Source organism: Ruegeria sp. HKCCSA071 (assembly GCF_017872555.1).
Taxonomy (GTDB): domain Bacteria; phylum Pseudomonadota; class Alphaproteobacteria; order Rhodobacterales; family Rhodobacteraceae; genus Ruegeria.
The window spans coordinates 113517-137121 of sequence record NZ_JAEDOX010000008.1 but is presented as its reverse complement, the minus strand read 5'-3'; the positions used below and the strand labels follow the sequence as shown (position 1 = coordinate 137121).

Here is a 23605-nt window from a genome sequence, read left to right as displayed (position 1 = left end):
GACTAGGGCAAGGTGACGGTAAGCACTCTCATCCCGGCAGCCTTTCAACAGCAGGGAGTTCATAGATGCGATCCAGAACAGCCTGCCCCGGGCGATAAATACGCATCAAGAAATTCCATCCGTCCTCGATATCCAACCTGTTTGCTTGCGCGCCGCAGGCCGCCTCCGTGCCGTAATGCACGGTGAAGGTGCCATCGTCGTTCAGGGTGACATTCCGGTCGTTGACGATATTGTTGTCGCTCTTCATGAAGCCGTCCGCCCCGTAGACGGTTATCGACCAGAATGCATCGTTCGGCGGCACATCGTAGGTCGCCCGGTAGCAGCCTTCCGCAGCGCCGGGACCGGTGTAGTTGATATAGACGGCATCTTTCTCGGGAAAGAGGCCCCATGCCCCGGCCACGGCGAGGTGACGCGTTTCCTCGTTGACTTCACCGCGTGGCCCCATCCAATCCGGCTCATATTGATCGAATTTCTGGAACTCGACCTCGTATCCAGCCCGCAATTCAAGCATGCTGTCCACGTCCCATTCTGGCTCCGGGAAGAGGTCGTGGCTGGACGCCTCGATGACGAAGGCGTTCTGCATGCGGTTGACGAGTGCTACATCATCCGGATCCGAAGGGTCCATGATCTGGATGCGCATGATCAGCGAGACGTATTTCGTATCGCTGGGGATTTCGTAAGTGCCCGGCTCGTAGAAAACCACCGGCGCATAGTGGTCGTTGTCGATGACAAGGATCGAGAAATACCGGTCGTCCGGAAACTCGGGGATCGTGATCGTTGCCCCTCCCTCGGTATCGACAACCGCCCCTGCATAAAGGGTGTCGCGGTTCATGCGCACGACAGCCTGCGCATCAAGTGGCGTCGGTTTTCGAATGTAATAGAAGCGGTTCACATCACTCCCGGCATTCGCCTGAAATTGCGCAAAAGTCATATCGACCTCAGCGCGAATGTAGGTCTCGGGCGTCACGTCGTCTTGAGCCATCGCAGCAGAGGAGAGCGCGGTCGCCATTAAAAAATACAATGTCTGCTTCACTACATCCACTCCAACTGACTTCGCGATGTACTGTATTAGATTACTGTAACGAGTTTACAAATTGCGCATCGCTTGAACAGTGCCATCTTGACGCGTGGGACAGCAATCCGAAGGCAGCTTCGTCCGCGCTTCAGACCTCGACCATGACCCAATTGGAGCAGGTGCAGCGAACGGCGGCTATGCGGGTTGCGACCGCAGCATCAAGAGTGTCTGCTGGATGTCGGCTAAGGGCCGATCTCCCAACAAGTTGTGGAAAGAAATTACGGGAGCACCTTAGATCTCAGCGTTATCGCTCAGATTGAACCAAGTTGGCTATGCTAATTCGCTGATCATCGATTTCAGATGGCGCATGTCGGTACCGCAGCATCCTCCAAATACTTGAATCGACGGATTCTGCTGCGCAATCGCGGCAATCTGTTTACCAAGTTCAATTGGATCGCCTTCGTCCAGCTCATCCGCTTCGTCAAGTTCCGCATGCGAGCAACTCGAAGCGTTCGCCACAAGGCCTCTCAGCCGGGGGTGGTTGCCAATCGCTCCGGCGAAATGGGTAGGGTGAGCGCAGTTGACCATAAAAAACATCGCCGCCGAGTCGGTTGCCGCGTCGATTTGGTCTATGCCGTCCACAAGTTTGGTTCCGTCTGCCAGGCACCCGTCTGTCTCAACAACCAGAGACATGATGATCGGCAGATCAGCGTCTCGGGCGGCGAGGATGCAACCCGCTGCCTCGCTTGGACGGTTGAATGTATAAGCGGTGACCAGGTCGACGCTTGTGTCTTTCAGGCTTTGCATTTGAGCAGCGTGGTACTGACGTGCATCTTCGATGGGTACCGGCGGGATGTCGGCGTAAGGATCATAACGCGGACCGATACAGGCCGACACCAGTACATCATCGCGAGCGGATGCTTGGCGCACGTCTTCCATTAGACTGACCGCATCTTTGTTTACTTCGACGAGCCGCTCTGCATCGTACCCCAAGGGCTCTGCCCGGTCGGCGTTCGCCATCCATGTGGGCGCATCAAGGATGCATCCGACATTCATTTCACGGGCCAGATCGACAAGTGCCTGCATTTGACCGGCCAGTATCACCCTGGTGCCAGGTTCTTCCAGCAATGGAAACGACGCGAAACCGGGAAGCTCAACTCCATGATTGAAAATCAGGTCGGTGCCAGTGCCGGCGTAAACCAGAAAGGGCTTGTTACCTTCGAGTGGGAGCTGTCGCGCCATTCTGATCCACGCCTATTGCCGTTACCTCTGCACAAGAAACCTACTTTGTCTCGGGCCTCCTGTGAACCTTAGGACTGCGACAGGGTGTATTCCGTCACTCTGATCCCCACGCCAGGCCATACACCAGGTCATGTCTCGGTCGAAATCACCAGTGGCGACCGGCGCGCTCTGATTACAGGTGATGCAATCCATACAACCGCCCAGTGCTGGCATCCCGAGTGGCATTTTATGTTTGATTCCGATGCTGAGATGGCCGTGACATCCCGTCGGAAACTGTTGGAAAGCGCCTCGGAAACGGGATGTATTGTGCTGGGAAACCACTTCGCTTTGCCGTCTATTGGTCGGGTGAAGGCGGACAACGACGCGTTTCGCTGAGAGGACTAGCCCAGGTTGTATTTTGATGTGCGCGGGTCTGTTGTGGGATGGCGGCTGACGTGAAAGTTCGACGCGCCGCGCAGCTTACAGGCAATGATCGGCGAAACTAAATCTCGAACCCATTGGGCTATGTCACATTCCCTTGAATTCTTGTTTCACAAGCTTTCTCTCTTCACCATTTTGTGAAAGCCTGAAGCAGTTATGAGTGACAGAGTGTGCAATTTTCAGAAAACAGTGGTTCTTTCTGAACTCCAATCACCTCTCTTGGACGGAATTTGTGATCACTGCGAGGTGACAAGTTCGGAACTGGCCAAGAGTGGAGAGGTGCTGGAAATATGTGGTCAAGAGTACTGTTTCGATTATGAAACCGGTGTTTCTACCGAGACTGTAATTTTGTTATGCCCCAGCTGCCATGAGGCAAACCATCTGGACGCGCAGCGGAGGCATAACCCTTGCCACATTTCTGCAAGACGCAGTCGGGAAAACATGGATTAGTCGATTGGCTCTGAAAGAGAAGTTTTGGAATGGGTATTGTGAGAACTACCGCTGGTTCACTTTCGATGATCTGACAATCCGAGCTCGTCCCACATCCAGCTGAAATCATACTCAGCCACCGGAGAGCCGGTCTGGCGCGCGCTGCGGTTTTCGATTGTCTTCAGCCAGTCTATGACTTTCTTCCTGCCCGCCGTGCTGCGAACGGCCTGGCGCGGGGTCTTGCCATCCAGGGCAGGAATCGGCTGGTCAAGCGTATCGCGGTAATGCTGTTCGAGATATTCGTGGGCCATCTGACGGGCAAGGGCACGGGGGATGTCCTCTTCTTCTGCCACTCCGTTACTCGTGCTGTCATCCGCCATCATCTGTTCGGCGGTCTGGATTGATGTCAGCGGAGATTTCACCAGGTCGCCCAGGAGGTCCCGGACCAGGGCTTCGCCGCGTTCAGCGCGCGCTGTAGAGTTCACAGACAGCGTGAGTGTTTTGCCTTTCAGATCTAGGGACCCAAGCACGGAGGCCCCTGACATTGATTTGTCCAACACGAGGCCGGTGCCGTGCTTGGTGCCGGACGGGGTGTCGAGGTCAAGCCAGGTCCAATCCTTCTGGCCTGAGATCACGAGTTCTGCGGACTGTGTTAGCTTTTCAGATACCTGGCTTTGCGTCACTTTGCTGGCGAGGGGGAAGCGCATGTCGTGAAAGAGCAGGTTGTCGCCATCGCTGTTGCTGATTTGTGGTGGTTCCGGATCCAGTAGGTTCGGCAGATGTGCGAAGAGCCAGGCATTGGTGAAGAGGGGTGCGGAACGGTGTAGCTGATCCTGTGTCAGCCTCAGTTCAACGTCGGGGTTCAATTTCAACACGGAGCGGAGCCCGTCTTCAAAAAACGCGACGGTGTCGGGGTCGAATGGGAGCAGCGCCCCCGAGATCACGTTATAATCCCCCTGTGCGACAACCCGAGCTGCGATGCGATCCCATCGCTGCAGCATCTGCGTCGCGCTGTGTTCCCGGACGGTAACCGGCTCTGCGTCCGAAAGCATGTTGCGCAAGACCATGGATCTGCCGGGGTCTACCTCGCTCACCTCATAAAGGCTGACCGACGCGTCCCGCAATCCTTTGATATAGGCGCGGGTCTGCGCACTCTCCTTGGAACCGCTCCCTTTCAGATAAGCATCCGCAGCGTTTTCGGCGTCCGCTCCGAATGTCCTGCCCAGCAAATCTTCCAGGCCACCACCCCACAGGACCATCGGCCAATCCTCGCCCAGCAAGTCGCCCAGATCCTCGAACTCAAGATCGAAGGCCTCGAGCGCTGGCAGAAAATGCTCGTCCAACACATCAGCGAGCCGCTCATGCCAAATCTCGTCACGGGTGATAAACCCGATGAGCCCACCAAGATCGTTCCCCGTTGTCATCTTCAGCTTCTCCCTGTTTGCCGGACAGGGGCGATTTAGCGCAGATTGCAACCGCCAGCCAGCCCACACGCGTATGCAGACCTGCGTTACATGGAGGGACTTGTCATGGCGAATGCTATGTCTTTGGCTCCCGCCCAAAAAGCTCTGTGAAAAGCTTTTCGGAGCGGCGCAGGCCTTCATCGGTCAGTACCACCGATTTTGCCTTTCCAACCGGGTCCAGGATCAATCCGTTACGGTGCAGGCGATCAAGCGCTCCCCAGTCAAAGCCTTAGGGCCGTCCTGAACCCAGCGAATTCGGGGATGTTGCGAGCCGCTTCGACGACGGGTGTGAGCCCAACTAGTGGATTCGTCAGGGCGTTTCCGCCGGTATTCTATGATTGCTAAAAGATGGTGGTGCTGATCGCTGTCGTATTAGATTTTCCGCAAATATGCCCAAGAGACGTATCCCTTAAGCTTGCGCGCGCGCTCCAAAGAGACGCGGCACCAACGGGTGCCACCGGTCTGCTCACAGCCGTGAACTCGTAGTGCGGTTCCATTTGGAAGACCAACGATCACATTGAACCCTGTTCCAGGCCCACTGCGCATTTTTAGCATGTCACCGTCTTCGACGCCAAAAACCTCATATGTTCCGAGTGACGCGGCCGCCGCCGGTTTAACGTCCATGACGACCCCCAGGAACAAAGCCATTAGGGGTAAAAAGATTGCATTGCGCATCGCGATGTCCTGCTTATTGCCTCAACGACAATCGTAGCAACTCGGGTCACCAAGAGGAACAACTCCAAGACAGAAATGTAGGTGATACCAAAGCTTCAAACGCTACATTTCTTCCAAATGGTGGGGAACCCTGGCCCAGTTGGGGGCATCTTTCACAAAAACCTTGCTCGTTGGCTTGAAGTTGTTTGGCTCATCCAATGTCCCAGCCGCAATGCTCGTCAATCCGAAGGCTGTCACGCCCCACAGGCCTGATCCGCAGGTGCCACAAAAATGCTTGATGACAGGTCGACCTTCCTTTGAGGTCTTCTCAAAGGTCCGTGGTTTGCCTTTCAGCAGCTGCAGGTCTTCCGACTTTATCATGTACCCGGCATAACCGTCCGTTCCGGTCATCGATAGGCAATCACTGCAAAAACACATGAGTTGCATTACTGCGCTGCCAGTGACCTGGTATCGAACCTCACCGCAAAAACATCCGCCTTCCAAGATTTCAGCCACGTTGCCTTCATCCTTCTATTTCGTTTTGCAAGATATGAGAAAACCGTACCTACTCTGGCCAGTGGTCACAACGGTTCCAGCAGCGGAATGTGGAATGGTGCCAATATGAGCTCTTGTACCTGGATGGGTACGAGGCAAGCATCAGACAGATTGAGTTGTCGAATGTTTTCATCACGGTTCTGAATCCTTGCCAATTGACTGTTCCAGCAAAGTCATTGGACAGACGAGCTTTATTGATCGACAATCGCGTCATGGAGCTGACAGACACCACACCTGTGCACCTGATCCATGTGGACCCTGAGATCAACATGGCGCGGTTCTATGGCATCGAGTTGCAGCCGACGTTGTTTGGGGAGGTTTCAGTGCTTCGTACCTGGGGGCGTATTGGCACGAACGGGCAAGCCATGATGGTGACGTATGATGACGAAGCCCTGGCTAGTGACGCGCTCCACAATCTCGAAAAGCAAAAGCTCCGTCGAGGGTATGTTCCGGTCGGTGAGTGACTTCGGGCTGCAGTCTGTTTCTGTGGCAAATCCCGAGCCTTTCGGCTCGTGAGCAGGCTCTAGGTTTCAGCCGACGTATCGGCTTCCACCCAGAACACCCCAGAATGATCTCCCTGTCCCAGTAGCCCCTGACCCGTCTCTTGCGAGCCGGGGCAGGGGCTTTGGGTCATGGTCGGTCCATGCCGTGGTGATCTGCCCATTCGGGTGACGGTCCCTTTTGCGCTCACGCAGGATCAGAGATCCTTTGTCCTTTCCTTGTGGGTCAGGCGGGATTTGGACAAGCCAAACGCTACCTTCCGTAAGGGGGAAGGCGCGGCCTCCCCCCTCGGACAAGACAAATAGACAATACCGTGTCCTCGCGCGCCTGCGCTGCGGGCCGCACCACTCTTGTCGATTGGTCCTGTCTCGCCCCTCTCCGCGTTCGCCACGGGGCAGGTTTTAGAGACGACGCCCTTTCAGGGCTCGGCTCAAAACCAGCACCAAAGGGGATCAACCCCAGAGGTCGCACCACAAAAGGAGAGACGGTTTTGGACATTGAAAAGACAAAAGACATCGACACTGACACCAGCCTGCAGGCGGCAGAGATTGCGACCCAGAATGACCTATTTCGGAAAGCGCTGATCGATCCGACTGCGGCAATCGAGATGCATTCTAAGGGAATTCAGGGTCAGGTATTTGTCACGCCCGGCGTGTCAGGTGAAGGGATGGAGTTCCAGACTGCAGCTTTGGCAGCGGTGGCGTCGGATGACCAGTTTGACGAGGGCAATGACCCCTATGGCGATCACACCTTTGGGGCGGTGACAGTCCGTGACCAGAAGCTGTTCTGGAAGATCGATCTTTACGACACGGACTACACGTATGGGTCCGACCGGCCGTTTGACACGTCAGTGACGCGCCGCGTTCTGACCATCATGTGCCCCAGCGAATACTGATCTCAATCCCAAACCGGAAAGGAGGTGAACACCATGAGCAATGAAATCTTGCAGCAACGTATCGCAGAAGCGTGGGCGCTAATCAGGAAGGGCGACAATTTCCACATCGCGCGCCGCTTCCTGATCCAACACGCAGCCATCTAAACGGCTCCGCTCTACCCCGGAAGGGGTAGGGCACCCTTAACACGATCTCAAACACTCAAACAAGGATTTGCCCCATGAGCAAAGTCGAAACATTCACCGCACCGGAAACCATCGAAACCGTATCCCTGTCCGATCTCTACCTGTCTGACATCAACCCACGACAGGAGGTTGGTGAGGAAGGTATTGCACTTCTGGCCGACAGTTTGGTTATGTGTGGCTTGATCCAGAACCTCAGCGGGTTGCGCGATACCGATGGCAAAGTCGCAATCGTTGCCGGTGGTCGCCGCCTACGGGCTCTGAACATCGCCGTGACTGAGCGCGCTGATCTGGCACAGGTTCCCGTTAAGGTCACGGACAATCCCTTCGTGGCTGAGCAATGGGCCAATGCGGAGAACACCGCCCGTGAAGAACTGGACCCTGTGGACGAGGTCCGTGCTTATGGCAAAATGGCCGAGAAATCTCTGTCTATTGCCAAGATCAGCAATGCGTTTGGCGTGACCGAATCCCATGTGCGCCGCCGCCTCGCGCTTGCCAGTCTGCCCGCCGCCGTTCTGGATGCGCTCAAAGCCGGTGAGATCAGCATGGGGCTGGCCAAAGCCATGACCGTCAGCACCGAAGAAGAGAAAATTCTGGAGGTTCTGGAACGGGCCAAAGAATGTCGGTGGTTCAGTGAGCATGATGTCAAACAGGCACTGACGTCGGAGGCTGTTAGCAGCACTAGCCGCAAGGCCGTATTTGTCGGGCAGAAGGCTTATGTTGAGGCGGGCGGCACCGTCACCGCTGATCTGTTTGCCGATGAAACCCTATTCAATGAAGGCGCGTTACTGGATCGTCTGTTTGCCGAGAAACTGGCGGTAGAAGCGGAAAAACTGCGCGACGCGGAAGGCTGGGACTGGGTGGACACCCATGAGGAAAGCTACATTCCCTATGGGTTCTCGGGTACGAAAGACATGCACCGTTTGGACATGGTGAGCCGGGACTTCACCGAAGGACAGGCCGAACGGTATGACGAACTTGCCGAACTCTATGAGGGTGAGGCTCTGGACGCGGATGGTGAAAAGGAGCTGGCCGCGCTTGAGGACTATACGGCGCCGTTCTATTCTGACGCGCAGCGCAAGCTGTCCGGCGTGTTTGTCTATGTCACCAACAATGGCGAGATCAAAACATCCCCGGCCTATGTCGCGGCGGAACATGTTCAGGCTGCCATTGAGGCTGGTGTTCTGGCCCCGGTCAAAGAACCGGAGATCAAGGAAGAACCAAAACCAGTTTATTCGCAGAAGTTCATCGACGACATGGTGGCGATCCGGCTGGCAGCGGTTCAAACGGCCCTGCTGGACAAGCCTGATTATGTGTTGAGCCTGTTTGCTTTCTTTGCCACCCCGGCCTCCGGTCTGACCAGCAATCTGTTTGGGTTTGGCTATGGTGGTGCCGAGCGGAACACACCCGAGATCGATGACCAGTTCATCCTCGACCCGCGTCTTGGCGGAGAACGGGATGAAGCGGCACAGGCAGCCTATGACCAGTTCCACGAGATTGCCGCACAAGGCAGCGTGGAAGCGTTCAAAGCGTTTCGCGATCTGGGCAAGAAGACCCGCAATGGTGAGATCACGGGTTTTCTGGCCCGGCGGTTTCTGACCCAGCGCTCGGAGTTCATGGCGGAGATCGAGGCTGAGATCGGTGCAGACATGCGCGCGATCTGGACCCCTTCGGCTGAAAACTGCTTCAAGCGTCTGAAAGGCTGGCAGCTGGATGATCTCTACAAAGACCTGCTGGACCTGCACATCGACGCCGACATGTTCAAAGCCTTCGCGAAATCCAAGAAAGGTGCGAAGAACGAGGCGCTGCACAAGCTCTTCAATGATCCAGAGCATCAAAAGGCACTGGGCGTGACCGAGGCACAGAAAGCCCGGATCGATGCATGGGTGCCGGATTGCTTCTGAAACTGGCAGGGCAGGGCGCAACGCGCCCTGCTTTTCAGCAATGATTTTTGATTTTAGTTCAATGGTATAGGTTGTTTTGACTTGAAAGGTTGTAGCCTGTAGGCTACATATAGGTATGATAGAAATTCGTAAGACGAACCTGTTCGACAAGTGGCTCACGGGTTTGAAGGACCAAAGAGCAAGAGCCAGGATTTTGGTTCGCATCACGCGATTGAGCCTGGGCAATCCCGGTGATGTGAAGCCGGTTGGTGAAGGTGTGAGTGAACTGCGTATCTCCGAAGGGAAGGGGTATCGCGTTTACTATGTGTCGCGCGGTGATGTTTTGATCATATTGCTTTGTGGGGGAGACAAGTCATCCCAGCAGGCAGACATCAAAACAGCCAAAGCGATGGCAAAAGAGTTGGAGTAAAAAATATGGGTGTCAAAACAACGAAGTTTGAAGCGGCTGACTACCTGGACAGCCCCGAAGCCATTCAAGCCTATCTGGAAGCGGCTTTTGAAACCAGCGACACGGCGCTTATCGCGTCGGCACTTGGCGATGTTGCCAAGGCCAAAGGTATGTCGAGTGTGGCCGACAAATCTGGTCTGTCTCGGGAAAGCCTCTACCGCGCACTTAGCGAAAACGGCAATCCCGAATTTGGCACGGTGCTGAAGGTGCTGAGTGCTGTGGGTGTGACTCTCACCCCGAAAATGCACGTGAATTAACCCACTTTAAAGGCCATCCATCATGTCTACCGATGCAGCCCCTTCTACGGTTGAAAAAGCCGCCCGCCGCGTCTGGAAATCCGCACAGATGTTTGTCGGGTTTCACACGGATCAGAAGGGCAAGCCGCGCACGCAGCCGAAGCTCTGGCCGCCAAAAAACGGGAGCGCGTCGATCCATGGTGATCCCAGCGCGCAAGAGGCCATCGTTGTCGTCAAAGCCGCGGATCCGGACGTGGCACAGGATGTGCAGATCAAACTGCATCCCAGTCGCATTGTTGTGCGGCGCGATGCAGATATGTGGTGGCAGGGCGTCGCTGTAGATGAGCATACCGTGACGGTCCGAATGGCCGACAACACGCTCATCGAAATCCGCCATGACGGCTCGGTGAAACGCTGCTCGGCAGAGGATGAAACCCATGTTGAAGCCGATGGCAGCATCTTCAAGTTCACCGAGTTTGCCGAGGCGCATATGACAGGTGACGGGGTGGAAATGACCCGGCGCACCGAGGATCGCATTGCCACGATCACAGCCGACGGTGTTGTCGATCGCGCGCGCAAGCGTTAGCCTGAGATCATTACCTCGAGATTTTCCTTCGGTTCAACTTGTGGCCCGCTTCGGTGGGCCTCTTTCTTGGAGCGGCATCGCGCGGCCTCCGCCCATGTGCTGGTCCCGCCGACATCCGCGCGTGAGATAGGTCACGTGGGTTGTCGTATTATCTCAGCCAAATCCACCTCGCCAAATTGAGTCCGTCTGTTAACCTGATCCACGCGAGCGCGGACCAGGGCCGGACCGCCCGGTCTTTGGCCTCCGCCAGATGGAAATGGTGGCTTGCGCCACCAGTTAACGTAAATCTGTCGTTGCGCGAGTCATACCGGCTCAGAAAGGCCACCCGCATTCGGGCCTGAGCACCGGGCCCGTGTCGGACCGAGGCGATGTTGCCGCCACAAACCACATCGCTTTGTTCGGATGACCCGTGCGCAGCGATCCCAGAAAGTCTTGCCTGTTCACTTGGCCTGACAGTTTCAAACCCGTTGCCGGAGATGATCCTCGGCTGCCGTGTTTCTGAGGTGATGAACATAAGCGGGCAGTCGGGGAAGACGCGCGGTGCCCAGTCCGGGCGCCGCGCTTCAACAAGGAATTTCCCCTGCGCCTGCGGCGCATTCCGCGCGGATCAAATTCCCTGCTGACATCCCCTTGATGCCCGCTTCAGCCATGTTCATCGAAACACGCCATAGCGAGGATCAAACAATGGCAACTCAAACACTGAAACTGAACGTCAAGACGGGTGAAAAAGAAGGCAAGACTTTCTGGGACCGATGCGGGGTGCTCTTCGTCAATACCGATGAGACCGGCAACATCACCTCGATCCAGGTCAAGCACAGCATGTTCCCCAGCGTCGAGATGGTGGCCTTCCCGAAGCGCACCGATGACGATCCCGTCACCGAATGACGAGAGGGCAGGGCGGCGCAAGCCGCCCTTTCTTCTGCTCCGGCCGCAGGCCGGACCATATATGCGCCACAGGTGGCGCGCGGTCCAATGACCGGGCAGGGGCTCCGTCCCACCACAACGCGGCAGCCCTCACCCTGACCACACCCGCCGCGCAGGCGGCGGGAAACTGAGCGCGCTGAGGCGCGCGGAAAATGCCATACTGACCTTGAACGTGCCGGAATGTGACGGGCGCTGTTCGGGCAGCTCATGCGAAACATGATTGCCCTGCGCCGGTCCACTGGCACCCACGCCTGCTGGCTGGAAAAGGGGCGGGACCCTTTTCCCGGCGTGGAGATTGCCTCCAAGAGAAAAACTGTTCCGAGGGCAATTTGAGAAAGTACGGATTTCTAAAATCACCCCCGGTTTCCTCTTGGAGAGTATGACAGGATAAGGTAGTTGTGTTACAAATCATAAATACAACCTAAGGTATATATTGAGCAAGCCCTCCGACACCACTGTCTTTTCCGTGCGCTTGCCTTTGGATGCATTGGCGCGTCTGGAGGCGGCTGTGGGCGCGCTTGGGGCCAAGAGCCGCAACCAGATCATCCAACGACTGATCTATCGGCTGATCGGTTATCTCGATCCTGACCCGGGCCTGGTGGATCTCTGGCAGACGCACTTGCGACAGGTTCAGGGCGGATACACGAACCTCAACCAGCTTGCGAAATCTGCCAAACGCGGCTCGGTGATCTGGACCGATGACGACCGCCGCGACGTCGAAAATCTCCATCGAGCGATCATCCAGCACCGGCAAGATCTGAAGGCGATGATCACAGCAGCCCGCCGAAACCGTGAACCTGAATCCGCCATTCGCCGGATCCTGCGTGACGATGATTGGACAGCTGAAGAATGAACGCCGCAGCTCGCAATCTGACAGCCGGAGACTTCCTAGAGCTTGCGTTCCGGGAAGCACAGAAGGGCGTCGATCGGTCCAAGCAGATCAGCCAGCAGCTGCAAACTGCCAAGCGCATGAAGTTCATGATCTCGCGGGCCTCATCCATCAAGGCGCGGCTTGGGGCCGTGGTTGGAAGGCCCGAGGCGGTTGTGAAACATGTTCGCAAAGGTGGGGTCAAGAACGCGCACGAACTGCGCCGCCAGATCAATTATCTGACCGTTCGGGCAGAGGGTGTTTTGGACATCCGGGACAATGGCGTGACCCCGCTCGATGCGGATCAGGTCAGTGATCTGATCGAGACCTGGGCGGAGGATTTCAACGGGAAAACCAACTACGGTTACACCCGTCACATGATCGTTTCTTTCCCCGAAGGCACCTATCCCGACGCCGCTCACGAGGCCGGTTTGGAGTTCGCAGATCGTCTATTTGGAAGCGGTGATTTTGGCGATACATGGGACTATCTGACCGTGTTCCATAACGACACTGATAACCCCCATGTCCACATCGTTGTGAACAGCCGAGGCGTCGAGCATGGGCAGTGGCTCGCTATGGGCATGAGCAGCGAAATGAACATCGACGTTCAGCGCTCTATCCAGGTTGAGGTTGCAGAACAATACGGAATTGAGCTGACCGCTACGACCCGCCTTGAGCGAGGCTTGCGGCAGGAAGTCGAGACCGACACGTGGAAGGTTCAGGCCGGAATGTCGGTGGTTGAGACCACCCCGGAAGTCGAAGTTACGGCCCGCGACATGGCAGGTGATGTTATGACTTTATCCATCGCTAGAATGTCCGATCTGTTTGATGAGCGCGCCAACGCCGTCAGCGAAAAGATCGAAGAGTTTGCCATCAAGCTCATAGAAGGAGAGGAGCCTATGGTATCGAGAATGGAACATCTGCTGGATCAGGCTCATCATTTTGATGACTACGGTGAGCCGGGAGGCCCCGAATACAAGTCACCAGATCTGATGCGCGAGTTGCGCCAGCACGTCGAATTAGGCGGCAACGAGGAAACAATCAGCCCCGATCTAAAGGCCCGTGTAATCCAGCACATTGATGATCACCAGCATATCGCGGAAAGCGGCGGAACGCTCTCGGCGATGGCCGATATTGTCGATCACAAAGACTATCAAGCGTCCGAAAACTACTCGCCGCCAGCGGTGCGCTATGACGCTTACATGCGCGATACTTTGGGCGAGGATGCCAGTGACAATTGGTCGAAGAAGTCTGCTGAAATCTTGCAGTCCATCGAAAAAATGGAAGGGCTGGCGCGCGAGGTCGTTGACCCTCATTTGCGCGTTTCGATGGACATTCAGATAGGAGAGTTGAAAGGTGACGTAGCCAACATGCGGCCCAACGATCCCGACCTGCAAGCCTACATCATCGAGGACCGGCGATATTCAACCCTGATGGATACTGCCGAAATGGATGTCTTGGATTATCCGGAGGCCGAACAGTGGGCGGCGATCCGCAAGGAAGTCACCGACACGGCCAGCAGCTACGGCCTTGATGGCGAGGCGTTCGTTGCCCGCTTTGGCGATCATCAGAACGTCACTTTGGGCACAACAATGGGATGGCGCAGCGACGACATTTCGACCGCCGCTGCCCACTTCCAGGCTCAAGGATTGTCGGACAGCCGCGACCGCGCAGAGGCCGTTGTTGACGAGCTGCACCAGCTTGCTTCTTCCAAGATCATCGCAATCTCAGAAGAACTTTCAGACGTTCACGCCCACGCAACGCAACCGCTCTTGCAAGGGCGGGGCGACGATGACGGACACAGCCTATAAGGAGTTCACCCGGTCTGCCTGATGAGCGCGCCAACGCCGTAGGTAGATCCATCAAAGAGTTTTCCATCAACTCGCAAAGGAAAAACTATGGTTTCGCGTACAGACTATCTTTTGAACGAAGTCGAACACTTCGCACCCTATTCCCAATTCGATCAATCTGCCCCGCGCGAGGATCGCGTTTCAGAGCAGATCGACATCATCATGAAAGAGCAGCAGGCGATGGGCTATGATCGTGCAGCCATTGCTTCAAAGAGCTTCGACATCGAGGACCAGGCCAACCGCCGTGTTGACGAACACACGGCGCAAAAAGATCTGGTCGAAGAACTGAAAATCGAATTGGAGGCTGCGGAGCGGTCAGGGGAGCCGGTTGATCTGAACGACATGCAGGCTTTGGTTTCTCAGCACATGAACGACGCTCAGGAATACGACTTGTATCACCCTTACTATTCGTCCCTTGCGGATCTGTCCGGCGACAAAGGCTTTCAGGATTCCGACGACTACCAGTCGCCCGGTGATCGCTATGTTCAGTATATGCAATCCGCTCTGGGGCAGGCCGGTTTCGAGAACTACGAACAGCAGACCAAGGACATTGTGAACTCCATCGAAAACATGGAGGCACTTGCACGAGAGGTCGAAGATCCGCATCTGCGTGCTGCAATGGACGTGCAGATCGGAGAGCTGAAGGGCGATGTTGCCGAGCTACGCCCATACGACACCGACCTGCAGGCATACACTGTTGTCGACGACAGCTACACCACATCCATGAATGCGGCCGAGTTGGATAACCTGGACCCCTCCGAGGCCGAAAAATGGCTGGCAGTGCGTGACGACATTGTTGCAACCGCCAACAGCTTCGGACTCGATGGAAACAAGTTCCTGGCCCGCTACAACGATCATGACAGCGTTTCAGTCGGCACCACTGCGACTTGGCGAGACGCGGACATTTCCACCGCTGCCGCCCATTTCAACAGCCAAGGCGTTCCGGACAGCTACGAGCGCGCGGAGGCCGTTGTTGGTGAGCTGCACCAAGTTTCATCCAGCAAGATTGCCGCCGTGGTGCAAGAGATTGCCCATACCCGCGAACAGGCTACCCACGTCCATGAGTATGATGGACACAGTCTTTAACCACGGAGGACATGATAGATGATTGTTCGCGCCGGTGAATGTGTTGCCGGGAACAGCGAGACCACCGGGTTGGAGTAATGTGGGGTCTGTTCCGATTGGGACGGACTCTTGTCCTTGGACATTCCGGGCATTCGCTGCACCACGTTTGAATAGGCAAGAAGCGGGACTAAGCACCATTTCGCTGCGGCTGCGCCAGTGGCCGCTTCAGCTCAATCCGAAAAAACGGTTAAACCTAGAGAACCCACAAGGGAATGCTTTCCCCCGCTGCAGGCTACATCACTCACCGCTGTATCAATTGCGGCGCATCGGCATCCCCAAGGGCCATTTCGGGCAGCCAAGTGATAAGCTGAGGAAACGAGATCAGCGCCGCGATCAATGCAATCTCAATGGCAACAAGGGGTACCGCTCCGCGATAGATATCAGACAGATTGATACCCTTCGGTGCGGCCATCTTGGCAAAGAACAGGGCATAGCCGAAAGGAGGCGTCAGGAAGGACGTTTGCAAGGCCAACGCAATCAGGCCAGCGATCCAGATCTGCGCAAAGTAGGCAGAGCCGACGTGATCTGCGAAGTCGAGCTCTGAAATAATCGGCATCAGTACGGGTACAAAGACCAGCAGCACCTCGATCCAGTCAAAAACAAACCCAAGTATGATGATCACGCCAAGGAGGATCGCCAACAGTTCCCACCGGGTGAGATCGAATGCGGATATCCACTCGAAGATGACGTCCGGTCCACCGACCAGGTGGAAACTGAGCGAGAATACCGATGCGCCCAATACGATGAAGAAGACCATCGACGTCATCGTGCTTGTCTGCACCGTGACAGAGTTCAACGATGAGAAAGACAAGCGCTTTCGCGCCAGCGCGACCAATAGCGCGCCAAAAACCCCTACTCCAGCCGCCTCTGTTAGTGTCGCAAAGCCCAGAATGATGCTGAGCGGAATGGATGCGATGACCGCGACAGACGCGAGTACAAACAAGAGGTCTGACACAAGATTGGTCTTGGGTGTGTCCAGCGGGATTTCGACCGTTTTTCTCAAGGTGACCGCAAAGTAGACCGCGAAGGCCATGACCATCAGAAGCACAGGTACGATGAGGGCCACATACATCAATCCGATGCGCAGATAGAACACGTTCGAGATGAAGAACAGCATCACGGCTGGCGGGAACACGACACCCAATGCTCCAGAAGCTGCGACAGCGCCTCCTGCGGTTCGCGGTGCGTAGCCCGACGCCATCATCGGGGCATAGGCCACCAACGCCACAGTTATGACGGAAGCACCGATCACCCCGGCGGCGGGCGCAAGAACGAGGCCGATCAGCAAAGTCGCAATGGCGTAGCGACCGGGAACGCCTGTCAGAAGACGCCCCAGCAAGCGAAACATGGTTTCGGCAATCCCGCTGGCATTCAGGATCAGGCCAAGAAAAATCAACATTGGAACGCTGGTGAATTGGACTGATTCATTGGTCAGTACACCACGGGCCCGCAGGTAGATCAGCCCCAGATGCTGAAAATCAGTGATCCCCACCCAAACCGCAGCGACAAACCCCAAGAAGCCTGTCCCCGCGAGCACCAGCGCCACCGGAAAGCCACTGAAAACCCCAATCGCCATCACGACAAGCATGGCAACCGTGAGGACCTCATTCACCATTGTGCAGGCCGCTTGCTTGTTCCGGTGCACCTTGCGCACGTCTCCCTGTCAGAAAGGCGATGTTGCGAAGGGCTACGATCATCCCGGCAAGAGCCAGCAAGATGGGGCCGATGACCCCGGCAATGCGTTGTGCCCACAACTGAGTTTCCGCGTATTTCGTGGTGCGCATCAAACCGTCCCATCCGTAATAGGTCAGGATGGCGGCGAGCGGCAGAAGGACAAAAAGGCCGCCAATCAGTTCGATCCAAGCAATGCGGCGGGCGGACCAATGTCTGCGAAGAACATCAACGCGCACGTGACCGTCGCGCAGATAGGTATACCCAAAGGTCAAGAAAATTAGGATGAACAGCAGTGACGTGGACAGGTCCGGCAAATAGCTCGACACGCCAAGTTGTAGCTTGCGATCCAGCATCTGAAGCGCGCCATAAGCAGCAATCGAAACAACTGTCAGCCACGCAGTCACGACGCCGATGCCGCGAATGCCACGGTCAATCCAATCCAAAAATCTCAAGCCGAATTCCCTCCCAAAGTTCTTTGCCTGTTAGCTGTTATCCCCCCGTGACATCTCCCTTGCGATTGTCTTGTTCCCGATTTTCCGGCCTGACTTTCGAGGTGCGAAAGCTGTCCCAGAACAGCAATGCTGCCCCACAAAAGATCGCCACGTCAGCCAAGTTGAAGGACGGCCAGTGGTATGACCCGTAATGGAAGTCGAGAAAGTCAGGGACGGCCTGATAGCGCAGACGGTCAAGGATATTGCCAAGCGCGCCTCCGATGATCAGACCGAGCGCCGCACCTGTCAGCCTGTCCGGAGCCTTCCACAGCCAGATCAGCAGCCATGCCACGACCACGGCAGCAAGTGCGACCAGACCCCACCAGGGTACGACCCCGCCGAGCATACCGAAGCTGACCCCATCGTTCAAAACCCGCACGAGGTTGAGAAAGGGCAGAACCTCGACCCCGTTCTCAAGCGCCGGGGAGTTCAGGGCAAGAGCCTTGGTGCCCTGATCAACACCAAACGCGGCGATGGCGCAAAGCCCACCGAGAACGCGGCTGTTCATGCCACCGCCTTCAGATCGGCCCGCGCGTCGCGGATGATCGCCCATGACGAGTGCAGGAACAGTCCGGCGATCCCGAAGGCTACGATGAGATCGGGCCATGCGCTGCCTAGCCAAACCACCAGCCCGGCGGCGATAACGACTGCGGCGTTGCCGATGGCGTCGTTGCGCGAGAACAGCCAGACAGCGCGCATGTTCGCGTCGCCCTTGCGGTACCGCAGCAACGGCAGCACGGAGATGACATTTATCACAAGAGCAATCAGGCCCAGAATCCCCATCAAAGTGGCGTCTGGGGTTGTCGGCTCGAATGCCCTTATGATGGTCGTGCCAAAGACTCCAAGACCAAGCAGGCCGAGGAAGATGCCCTGGATCAGGGCCGACCGCGCTCGCCAAGCGAGGCTCCAGCCGATGGCCAACAGGCCGAGGAAGGTGATTGCGCCGTCGCCGATGAAATCCAACGCGTCGGCCTTCACGGCCTGTGATCCGGCAATGAACCCGCCGATCATTTCAAGAACGCCATAACCAACATTCAGGATCACAACGATCCAGAGCGCGCGGCGATAGCCAGGGTCCTGATGGGCCGCACCTTGCTGAATATCTTCGTCGCTCTCGATGCGGTCAAACCCATACCCTGTTGTCTCGACGGCTTTTTCAATTTCCGGCAAGCGCGCTTCGGGAGCTGTCAAAGTCATTATGTGCGTTGCAGTAGACACTTTCACGGCGTCAGGCGCGATACCCGCAGATTGCGCCGCCCGCTCGATCTGGGCGGCATCCTTGGCGCAATCCATGCCGGAAACGCGGTAACGAAAGGATGGGATATCTGCTATCGCGCTTTCTGCGTTGGCCATGATCGCAGTTCTCCTGCTAAAGTGGATCAAAGGATAATATATCAGTGAGCAATGATATGACGCAGATCGTTGTGGACCGCAAGGTCGGTACCATTGAACAACGAGCAAAACTATTTCGCGGCTTTGCCGACCCAAGCCGCTTGTCTATTCTCGGCGCGCTGTGCGGGGAGCCGCTGGTTGTTCACGAACTCGTCGAGCGTACGGGACTATCACAACCAAACGTATCCAACCACTTGCGATGCTTGTTGGAGTGCGGGCTAGTTAACAGCGACCGAGATGGGCGCTTCATCCGCTACCGTATCAGTAGCGCACGTATCGCAACGCTGTTGAGCGATGTGGACGCACTTCTCGATGTGGTCGCAGGGGGCGTTGAGTCCTGCGACAACTATCGCGGGAGATAAGCAGCCACTAAGCGATGAAATAGACTAGGACAGAGCTAAAGGACGACTGATATTGATGTAACGCGCCGTCAAATTATTATAGCCGCTGTAGGTCTTACCATCATTGCACCCTTCGCCGCGATTGCGCAGGGAGCTCCGTCGATCCACGTTCTTAAGGACCCGAATTGCAGCTGTTGCCGGGTTTGGGTCGATATTCTTCGAGCGGAAGGCTTTCGTGTAACCGAGGAGCGCAGCTTTGGCACTCTGCTGGTTCGGCACAAGTTGGACAATGGCATCCCTCAAGACATGATGTCGTGCCACACGGGCGAGATCGATGGCTACATGATCGAGGGCCATGTGCCGGCTGCAGACATCCGTCGCCTTCTGGACGAACGTCCAGATGCAGTCGGTCTCGCCGTTCCAGGCATGCCCTATGGATCACCCGGAATGGGGCCGGAAGATCAGCGGGAAGCCTACGAAGTATTCCTGATCCGGCGCGACGGTAGCACCGAAGTGTTCACGAGTTATGACGCAGCCTGAGGTGAAATTAGACGATCAGAAATAATAGGGAGAAGACGATGACACAGCATAGACTACGATTTATGGGTTTGGGCGCGGTGTTTGTCATCATTGCCACTGTGGCCGTCGCACAGCAGCAACGAGGCGATTGGTGGGGCCACGGGCCGATGGGACCGGGCCACATGTGGTCTGAACGCATGCCTGGCTGGGGGCACGGAAACATGGGACCAGGCCAGCAGCAGCGCATGCAACGACACTGGACTTACATGAACGAGGGCGTGCCCGCAGCTTATCGGGGTGCTCGGAACACTATTCGCGCGACGCCTGAAGTTATCGCGGAAGGCAAGACGCTATACACAGCGAACTGCGCAAGTTGTCATGGAGCCGAGGGTCTCGGGGATGGTGAGGCCGGTCGGTCTCTCGTGCCTTCTCCGGCTCTCCTTAGATGGTTTGTTCAGATGCCGATGTCGGGAGACGAGTATCTGCTCTGGGCAATTTCTGAGGGCGGTCAGCGCTTCGGAACAGAAATGCCAGCCTTCAGGGAAGCGCTGACTGAAGAAGAAATCTGGAAAATCATCGCATACATGCGTGCGGGGTTCCCGTGATACCGCGCACCGCGAACACTTTGTAGAGCTTTTGGCGGTGCTTCCAAAAATACACAATTTCGCCGATCACCACCAAAACTGACATTGGTGGAGCGCGCAGCATCGCTCACTCTGGGCTCTCTCCTGCCGTTCTCTGCATATTGAAGTAAGGTCCGGTTCGGCCGCGTCCTGTTACCCCCGTCAAGTGAAGGCGCTACTTTCAGCCCGTTTGGCTTTCATTTTCTCCATCGCCATATCTTTCGCTGACCGACTTTTCCGCTTTGCGACCGTGCGCTGCGCATCAAATGCCGCCTGAAGTTCCTGGTCTTTTTCAGAAACCTCTTTCACCGGGGCAGGGGCCGGTTTCGCATCAGCCACTGCCTTTGCCGTATCCTTGGCCTGCTCTTCAGCAAGATCCAGGTGTGTCCCTTTGATCTTTGGCGTGTCGCCACCAAGGAACTGCATGAAATAAGGATCTTCGAAATATCGAATCTTGTTCGCAATCACGGGCATCTTGCCTTCGCGGATCAGCACAACCTCGTTTTCCGGCAGACGACCAACGTGCTCTGGCCGGAGCAGCCGAATGCCTTCTTCACGCTCTGATATGCTGCCCATTTCCATCTTGCCGAGTGCTCGAGACTTCGACTTGCTTATGACCGTTTTGTCCCCGATGGACCTGGACACATGTTCGCGTACTTCGGAATCCTCTGAGGCGGCAAACATCTGGGTTCCAGCGTTTGCCAGCATCGCCCGCACACCCTCGTGCCCATAAATGTCCTGTAGGCGCGACAGTGTTTGCGAAATCACCACGAGCCTGCCCCCGAACGATCGCATGGTGTCATAGGCTTCAACAACGCGCTCAAGATGGCCGAGGCGTTGGAACTCATCGAGCAGCATCAAAACCTTGAACGGCTCATCTTCGCCCGGCTCAACAGTTTCGATGGTGTTCACCAGATCGAGGAAGAACAGGCGAATGAGCGTCCGGAACTCTTTGACCTTTTTCCCTGGCACGGAAAAGTAGATCGAGCTGGGGCGCCGACGCAGATCTTCAAAGTTGATGTCATTGCCCTGCGTGGCTCTTGCTACCGACGGGTTGCGCCAGAGCTGCAGGCCGGAGTTCAACATAACCGAAATCGTTGACCGCAGGATTTTGGATTCTTCGGCTGCAAGATTCAGAAACTCATCTGCAGCTCGCGCATATCCAACTTCTTCAGCCATTTTCTCATAGTCCTTTTGCTTGGTCGTTTTGACCAGGCGCAGGACTTCGGAAATGTATGGCCGCTTTCTTTTGATCGCCAGCATCGCCATTGCGCAGAACATGCCTTCAACACCACCCATAAAGCCCTGCGCGGACGAGCTGGGCGTGTCGAACATCTGAGTTGCAACCTGAATCACTTCTTCCCATCGCCGGTCCAGATTGTCGGCACGTGCTGCGCGGCGCAGAGGGTTGTAGCTGTGGCTTTTGTCGGGGTTCTCGGGGTCGAACATAAAAACCTCATCGCCCATTGCTGCCCGACGCGCGCCGGTTGTCTGGAAAATCTCGCCCTTGATGTCCAGGACGACGCAAGACCCATTGAAACGCAGGACATTCGGGATCACAAAGCCGCTGGTTTTGCCCGAACCAGACGGGGCAATGAACATCGCGTGCGGCTTTTGGACACCGGGGCCGGGCTTATAGTAGATCGCGTTTTTGTCCTTTGGCTCACCAAATTTGGCAAACACGATTTCACTATCCAATTTGTCTTTGAGCTTCAGAACCGACGCATAGCCTTCCTGGACGAGCTGAGGGGCCTTTGCAAAGGTCGCATCACCGTATTTCGTTGAGGGACCACGCAGCGCAGCCGCCACAAATGCAAAGGTCAAAACACCCACTGCGACCACCGCCACCAGACCCATGATCTGCTGCGTCTCTGCAGGCTGTGCCATGAACTTCTCTGGGATCGCCCAGATGTCCAGCCCGCGAAAGCCTCTGGTGTTGATGTATTCGAGAGCCAGCCCGACCACCAACACCGCGCAAGCCGAGGTAGCGATAAAGCCCATAGTACCGGCTATCGCGACCTTCTTGCCTTTGGGTAGATCCTGAAACTCAGCCATCGGTCAGCTCGCGTTTGAAGAAGCACACGATGCCAAACTCGGCAGGTACGACGCCGACCATTTCCCAACCGTCTTGCCCGAGCTTCGCAAACTTCTCGCCTGCATTTTCCTCTACCCGCATCAAGACATTACGATACTCAAATTTTTTCATTCTATTTCTCCTTCAGATAAGTTGATCAGCGGTCATCAGGGGTGGGAAGATCACTCCGTTGACCTTCCGTTCGTCACCGATTTTCTTCATGTGAACGATCATGTGAATGGTGGCCCGGATGTCATCGACCACTTCTGACTTTTGAACGGTCGGAGATCCGCGACGCACCATCTTGCTCATACGTCCAATGGCATCTACTGGTGAGTTGGCGTGCATGGTACAAACAGAACCATCGTGGCCGGTGTTCACCAGTTCCAGGAACATATTTGCGTCGTCGCCCCGAATTTCACCGCAGACGAGGCGGTCAGGCCGTAACCTCAGCGCCGATTCCAGCAGCTTTGTTGGTGATCGAGGGCCATCTTCTTCGGAACGGTCAGCAAGTAGATCGACAGAATTGGGTTGCTCGATGTCCAGCTCGGCCACTTCTTCAATCGTCACGATCCGTTCGCCAGGATCGACGCGCTTCAGCATTGCATTGAGAACAGTGGTTTTGCCAGACGAGGTGCCCCCGGCAATGATCACGTTCCATTTGCTTAGCATCGCAAGGTCGGCCAGCTCGTCAAAGTTCATTGTTCCGGCAGCGAGAGCAGCCCGAGCCTTTTCAAGCGCGCTGTGATCATTGTTTTCTGCCAACGCCGCCTCTTTGCTGGCGAAGCTGAACGCGCCCAGATCGACGGTTTTCACGCGGAGCAGGCGGATCGCCACGGACCCCACGCCGGTTGTTGCTGGCGGAATCACAACCTGCACCCGCGCTTTACCCTGCTGTGTCGGCACGTTGGCCGTCGCAATCGGCTTCTTTTCTCCGAATGTCACATCGCTGAATCCGGCCACGCAGCGCCCGATGTTTTCCACATCATCTCTGTTCAGAGTAATGTCTGTCCTGGTCATGTGTGTTGTGCCCATTTCTTCGACCCAGACCGATCCGTCAGGATTCACAGAAATTTCGCTCAGGCTTTCATCGTGCAACAGATGCTCGATCTTGCCTGTATAGTATTCCAGAAGGCTATTGCCGTTCCGCCCGCTCATGTTCTTGTCCTTGGTAGAGCACTTTTTTGAACACTGGA

The 23605-nt window shown here is 56.0% G+C and carries 26 protein-coding genes; 14 read left to right on the top strand and 12 right to left on the bottom strand.

Features of this window, described 5'->3' with window-relative positions; all coding sequences use genetic code 11:
- Positions 1–28 precede the first annotated feature (28 nt).
- Both I9188_RS15035 and I9188_RS15030 read right to left on the bottom strand, forming a co-directional pair.
- Positions 29–1033: a DUF1214 domain-containing protein gene (locus tag I9188_RS15035; protein WP_209599667.1), complete on the bottom strand. Its 1005-nt coding sequence runs from the start codon at positions 1031–1033 to the stop codon at positions 29–31.
- A gap of 312 nt (positions 1034–1345) precedes the next feature.
- Entirely contained in the window at positions 1346–2257 is a 912-nt protein-coding gene (locus I9188_RS15030; RefSeq protein ID WP_245223728.1) for a homocysteine S-methyltransferase family protein, read from the bottom strand.
- 84 nt (positions 2258–2341) lie between these two features.
- Between I9188_RS15030 and I9188_RS20390 the strand changes: the two genes are divergently transcribed.
- Complete coding sequence (locus I9188_RS20390; RefSeq protein ID WP_152460661.1) at positions 2342–2632, top strand: MBL fold metallo-hydrolase; 291 nt, start codon at positions 2342–2344, stop codon at positions 2630–2632.
- Between the two features lie 551 nt (positions 2633–3183).
- Here I9188_RS20390 and I9188_RS15020 read toward each other — a convergent pair.
- The 3 genes from I9188_RS15020 to I9188_RS15010 all read right to left on the bottom strand — a co-directional run bounded on the left by I9188_RS15020 (position 3184) and on the right by I9188_RS15010 (position 5739).
- A complete protein-coding gene (locus I9188_RS15020; RefSeq protein ID WP_245223727.1) occupies positions 3184–4710 on the bottom strand; it encodes a hypothetical protein in 1527 nt (508 codons plus the stop codon).
- A 231-nt stretch (positions 4711–4941) separates the two neighbouring features.
- Positions 4942–5244, bottom strand: coding sequence for an SH3 domain-containing protein (locus I9188_RS15015; protein WP_152460662.1), 303 nt, complete (start codon positions 5242–5244; stop codon positions 4942–4944).
- A 102-nt stretch (positions 5245–5346) separates the two neighbouring features.
- Positions 5347–5739: a GFA family protein gene (locus tag I9188_RS15010; RefSeq protein WP_152460663.1), complete on the bottom strand. Its 393-nt coding sequence runs from the start codon at positions 5737–5739 to the stop codon at positions 5347–5349.
- A gap of 251 nt (positions 5740–5990) precedes the next feature.
- On the opposite strand from I9188_RS15010, the gene I9188_RS15005 reads away from it, so the two are divergent.
- The 10 genes from I9188_RS15005 to I9188_RS14960 all read left to right on the top strand — a co-directional run bounded on the left by I9188_RS15005 (position 5991) and on the right by I9188_RS14960 (position 15256).
- Positions 5991–6242, top strand: a complete 252-nt coding sequence (locus I9188_RS15005) for a WGR domain-containing protein (protein ID WP_152460843.1) — start codon at positions 5991–5993, stop codon at positions 6240–6242.
- Positions 6243–6769: 527 nt separating this feature from the next.
- A complete protein-coding gene (locus tag I9188_RS15000; protein WP_152460664.1) occupies positions 6770–7174 on the top strand; it encodes a DUF3768 domain-containing protein in 405 nt (134 codons plus the stop codon).
- A gap of 218 nt (positions 7175–7392) precedes the next feature.
- The gene (locus tag I9188_RS14995) at positions 7393–9258 is read left to right on the top strand and encodes a ParB/RepB/Spo0J family partition protein (RefSeq protein ID WP_152460665.1); all 1866 of its coding nucleotides are present in this window, start codon (positions 7393–7395) and stop codon (positions 9256–9258) included.
- 115 nt (positions 9259–9373) lie between these two features.
- On the top strand, positions 9374–9667 hold the full coding sequence (locus I9188_RS14990; protein ID WP_152460666.1) for a type II toxin-antitoxin system RelE/ParE family toxin: 294 nt from the start codon (positions 9374–9376) through the stop codon (positions 9665–9667).
- 5 nt (positions 9668–9672) lie between these two features.
- On the top strand, positions 9673–9963 hold the full coding sequence (locus I9188_RS14985; RefSeq protein ID WP_152460667.1) for an addiction module antidote protein: 291 nt from the start codon (positions 9673–9675) through the stop codon (positions 9961–9963).
- A gap of 22 nt (positions 9964–9985) precedes the next feature.
- Positions 9986–10528, top strand: a complete 543-nt coding sequence (locus I9188_RS14980; protein WP_152460668.1) for a hypothetical protein — start codon at positions 9986–9988, stop codon at positions 10526–10528.
- Positions 10529–11212: 684 nt separating this feature from the next.
- The gene (locus I9188_RS14975) at positions 11213–11413 is read left to right on the top strand and encodes a hypothetical protein (protein WP_152460669.1); all 201 of its coding nucleotides are present in this window, start codon (positions 11213–11215) and stop codon (positions 11411–11413) included.
- A 472-nt stretch (positions 11414–11885) separates the two neighbouring features.
- A complete protein-coding gene (locus I9188_RS14970; RefSeq protein ID WP_152460670.1) occupies positions 11886–12305 on the top strand; it encodes a hypothetical protein in 420 nt (139 codons plus the stop codon).
- Positions 12302–14131, top strand: a complete 1830-nt coding sequence (locus I9188_RS14965) for a relaxase/mobilization nuclease domain-containing protein (protein WP_152460671.1) — start codon at positions 12302–12304, stop codon at positions 14129–14131. Before I9188_RS14970 ends, I9188_RS14965 begins: the two co-directional genes overlap by 4 nt.
- Positions 14132–14218: 87 nt before the next feature.
- Complete coding sequence (locus I9188_RS14960) at positions 14219–15256, top strand: hypothetical protein (protein ID WP_152460672.1); 1038 nt, start codon at positions 14219–14221, stop codon at positions 15254–15256.
- Positions 15257–15536: 280 nt separating this feature from the next.
- Here the strand turns inward: I9188_RS14960 and I9188_RS14955 are convergent, their stop codons facing one another.
- The 4 genes from I9188_RS14955 to I9188_RS14940 are packed head-to-tail and all read right to left on the bottom strand — an operon-like array spanning position 15537 to position 18813.
- A complete protein-coding gene (locus tag I9188_RS14955; protein WP_239367947.1) occupies positions 15537–16910 on the bottom strand; it encodes a TRAP transporter large permease subunit in 1374 nt (457 codons plus the stop codon).
- A complete protein-coding gene (locus I9188_RS14950) occupies positions 16900–17421 on the bottom strand; it encodes a TRAP transporter small permease subunit (RefSeq protein ID WP_232279250.1) in 522 nt (173 codons plus the stop codon). The genes I9188_RS14955 and I9188_RS14950 overlap by 11 nt, the downstream gene beginning before the upstream one ends.
- A gap of 37 nt (positions 17422–17458) precedes the next feature.
- Positions 17459–17968 carry a signal peptidase II gene (gene lspA, locus I9188_RS14945; protein WP_058314162.1) on the bottom strand — a complete coding sequence of 170 codons (510 nt, stop codon included), beginning with the start codon at positions 17966–17968 and terminating at the stop codon, positions 17459–17461.
- Positions 17965–18813, bottom strand: coding sequence for a cation transporter (locus I9188_RS14940; RefSeq protein WP_037207713.1), 849 nt, complete (start codon positions 18811–18813; stop codon positions 17965–17967). Before I9188_RS14940 ends, lspA begins: the two co-directional genes overlap by 4 nt.
- A gap of 56 nt (positions 18814–18869) precedes the next feature.
- Between I9188_RS14940 and I9188_RS14935 the strand changes: the two genes are divergently transcribed.
- The 3 genes from I9188_RS14935 to I9188_RS14925 all read left to right on the top strand — a co-directional run bounded on the left by I9188_RS14935 (position 18870) and on the right by I9188_RS14925 (position 20317).
- Positions 18870–19214: a metalloregulator ArsR/SmtB family transcription factor gene (locus I9188_RS14935; RefSeq protein WP_163852058.1), complete on the top strand. Its 345-nt coding sequence runs from the start codon at positions 18870–18872 to the stop codon at positions 19212–19214.
- A 75-nt stretch (positions 19215–19289) separates the two neighbouring features.
- A complete protein-coding gene (locus I9188_RS14930) occupies positions 19290–19733 on the top strand; it encodes a DUF411 domain-containing protein (protein WP_239367996.1) in 444 nt (147 codons plus the stop codon).
- 38 nt (positions 19734–19771) lie between these two features.
- Complete coding sequence (locus I9188_RS14925) at positions 19772–20317, top strand: cytochrome c (RefSeq protein ID WP_209599666.1); 546 nt, start codon at positions 19772–19774, stop codon at positions 20315–20317.
- Positions 20318–20497: 180 nt separating this feature from the next.
- Here the strand turns inward: I9188_RS14925 and I9188_RS14920 are convergent, their stop codons facing one another.
- Genes I9188_RS14920 through I9188_RS14910 form a run of 3 tightly spaced genes read right to left on the bottom strand, consistent with a single transcriptional unit; the run spans position 20498 to position 23567 of the window.
- Entirely contained in the window at positions 20498–22390 is a 1893-nt protein-coding gene (locus tag I9188_RS14920) for a type IV secretory system conjugative DNA transfer family protein (RefSeq protein WP_152460673.1), read from the bottom strand.
- Positions 22383–22541: a DUF4177 domain-containing protein gene (locus I9188_RS14915; protein ID WP_152460674.1), complete on the bottom strand. Its 159-nt coding sequence runs from the start codon at positions 22539–22541 to the stop codon at positions 22383–22385. Before I9188_RS14915 ends, I9188_RS14920 begins: the two co-directional genes overlap by 8 nt.
- Before the next feature lie 12 nt (positions 22542–22553).
- Positions 22554–23567 (bottom strand): ATPase, T2SS/T4P/T4SS family, encoded by a 1014-nt coding sequence (locus I9188_RS14910; RefSeq protein WP_152460675.1) that lies wholly within the window; start codon positions 23565–23567, stop codon positions 22554–22556.
- Positions 23568–23605 lie beyond the last annotated feature (38 nt).

What these genes read in the sequence shown, in the direction of transcription:
- I9188_RS15030 (WP_245223728.1), bottom strand. Translation starts at nt 2,257, where the DNA reads ATGGCGCGACAGCTCCCACTCGAAGGTAACAAGCCCTTTCTGGTTTAC.
- I9188_RS15020 (WP_245223727.1), bottom strand. Translation starts at nt 4,710, where the DNA reads ATGAAGGCCTGCGCCGCTCCGAAAAGCTTTTCACAGAGCTTTTTGGGC.
- I9188_RS15015 (WP_152460662.1), bottom strand. Translation starts at nt 5,244, where the DNA reads ATGCGCAATGCAATCTTTTTACCCCTAATGGCTTTGTTCCTGGGGGTC.
- I9188_RS15005 (WP_152460843.1), top strand. Translation starts at nt 5,991, where the DNA reads ATGGAGCTGACAGACACCACACCTGTGCACCTGATCCATGTGGACCCT.
- I9188_RS14995 (WP_152460665.1), top strand. Translation starts at nt 7,393, where the DNA reads ATGAGCAAAGTCGAAACATTCACCGCACCGGAAACCATCGAAACCGTA.
- I9188_RS14990 (WP_152460666.1), top strand. Translation starts at nt 9,374, where the DNA reads ATGATAGAAATTCGTAAGACGAACCTGTTCGACAAGTGGCTCACGGGT.
- I9188_RS14985 (WP_152460667.1), top strand. Translation starts at nt 9,673, where the DNA reads ATGGGTGTCAAAACAACGAAGTTTGAAGCGGCTGACTACCTGGACAGC.
- I9188_RS14980 (WP_152460668.1), top strand. Translation starts at nt 9,986, where the DNA reads ATGTCTACCGATGCAGCCCCTTCTACGGTTGAAAAAGCCGCCCGCCGC.
- I9188_RS14975 (WP_152460669.1), top strand. Translation starts at nt 11,213, where the DNA reads ATGGCAACTCAAACACTGAAACTGAACGTCAAGACGGGTGAAAAAGAA.
- I9188_RS14965 (WP_152460671.1), top strand. Translation starts at nt 12,302, where the DNA reads ATGAACGCCGCAGCTCGCAATCTGACAGCCGGAGACTTCCTAGAGCTT.
- I9188_RS14960 (WP_152460672.1), top strand. Translation starts at nt 14,219, where the DNA reads ATGGTTTCGCGTACAGACTATCTTTTGAACGAAGTCGAACACTTCGCA.
- I9188_RS14955 (WP_239367947.1), bottom strand. Translation starts at nt 16,910, where the DNA reads ATGGTGAATGAGGTCCTCACGGTTGCCATGCTTGTCGTGATGGCGATT.
- lspA (WP_058314162.1), bottom strand. Translation starts at nt 17,968, where the DNA reads ATGAACAGCCGCGTTCTCGGTGGGCTTTGCGCCATCGCCGCGTTTGGT.
- I9188_RS14940 (WP_037207713.1), bottom strand. Translation starts at nt 18,813, where the DNA reads ATGGCCAACGCAGAAAGCGCGATAGCAGATATCCCATCCTTTCGTTAC.
- I9188_RS14935 (WP_163852058.1), top strand. Translation starts at nt 18,870, where the DNA reads ATGACGCAGATCGTTGTGGACCGCAAGGTCGGTACCATTGAACAACGA.
- I9188_RS14925 (WP_209599666.1), top strand. Translation starts at nt 19,772, where the DNA reads ATGACACAGCATAGACTACGATTTATGGGTTTGGGCGCGGTGTTTGTC.
- I9188_RS14920 (WP_152460673.1), bottom strand. Translation starts at nt 22,390, where the DNA reads ATGGCTGAGTTTCAGGATCTACCCAAAGGCAAGAAGGTCGCGATAGCC.
- I9188_RS14915 (WP_152460674.1), bottom strand. Translation starts at nt 22,541, where the DNA reads ATGAAAAAATTTGAGTATCGTAATGTCTTGATGCGGGTAGAGGAAAAT.
- I9188_RS14910 (WP_152460675.1), bottom strand. Translation starts at nt 23,567, where the DNA reads ATGAGCGGGCGGAACGGCAATAGCCTTCTGGAATACTATACAGGCAAG.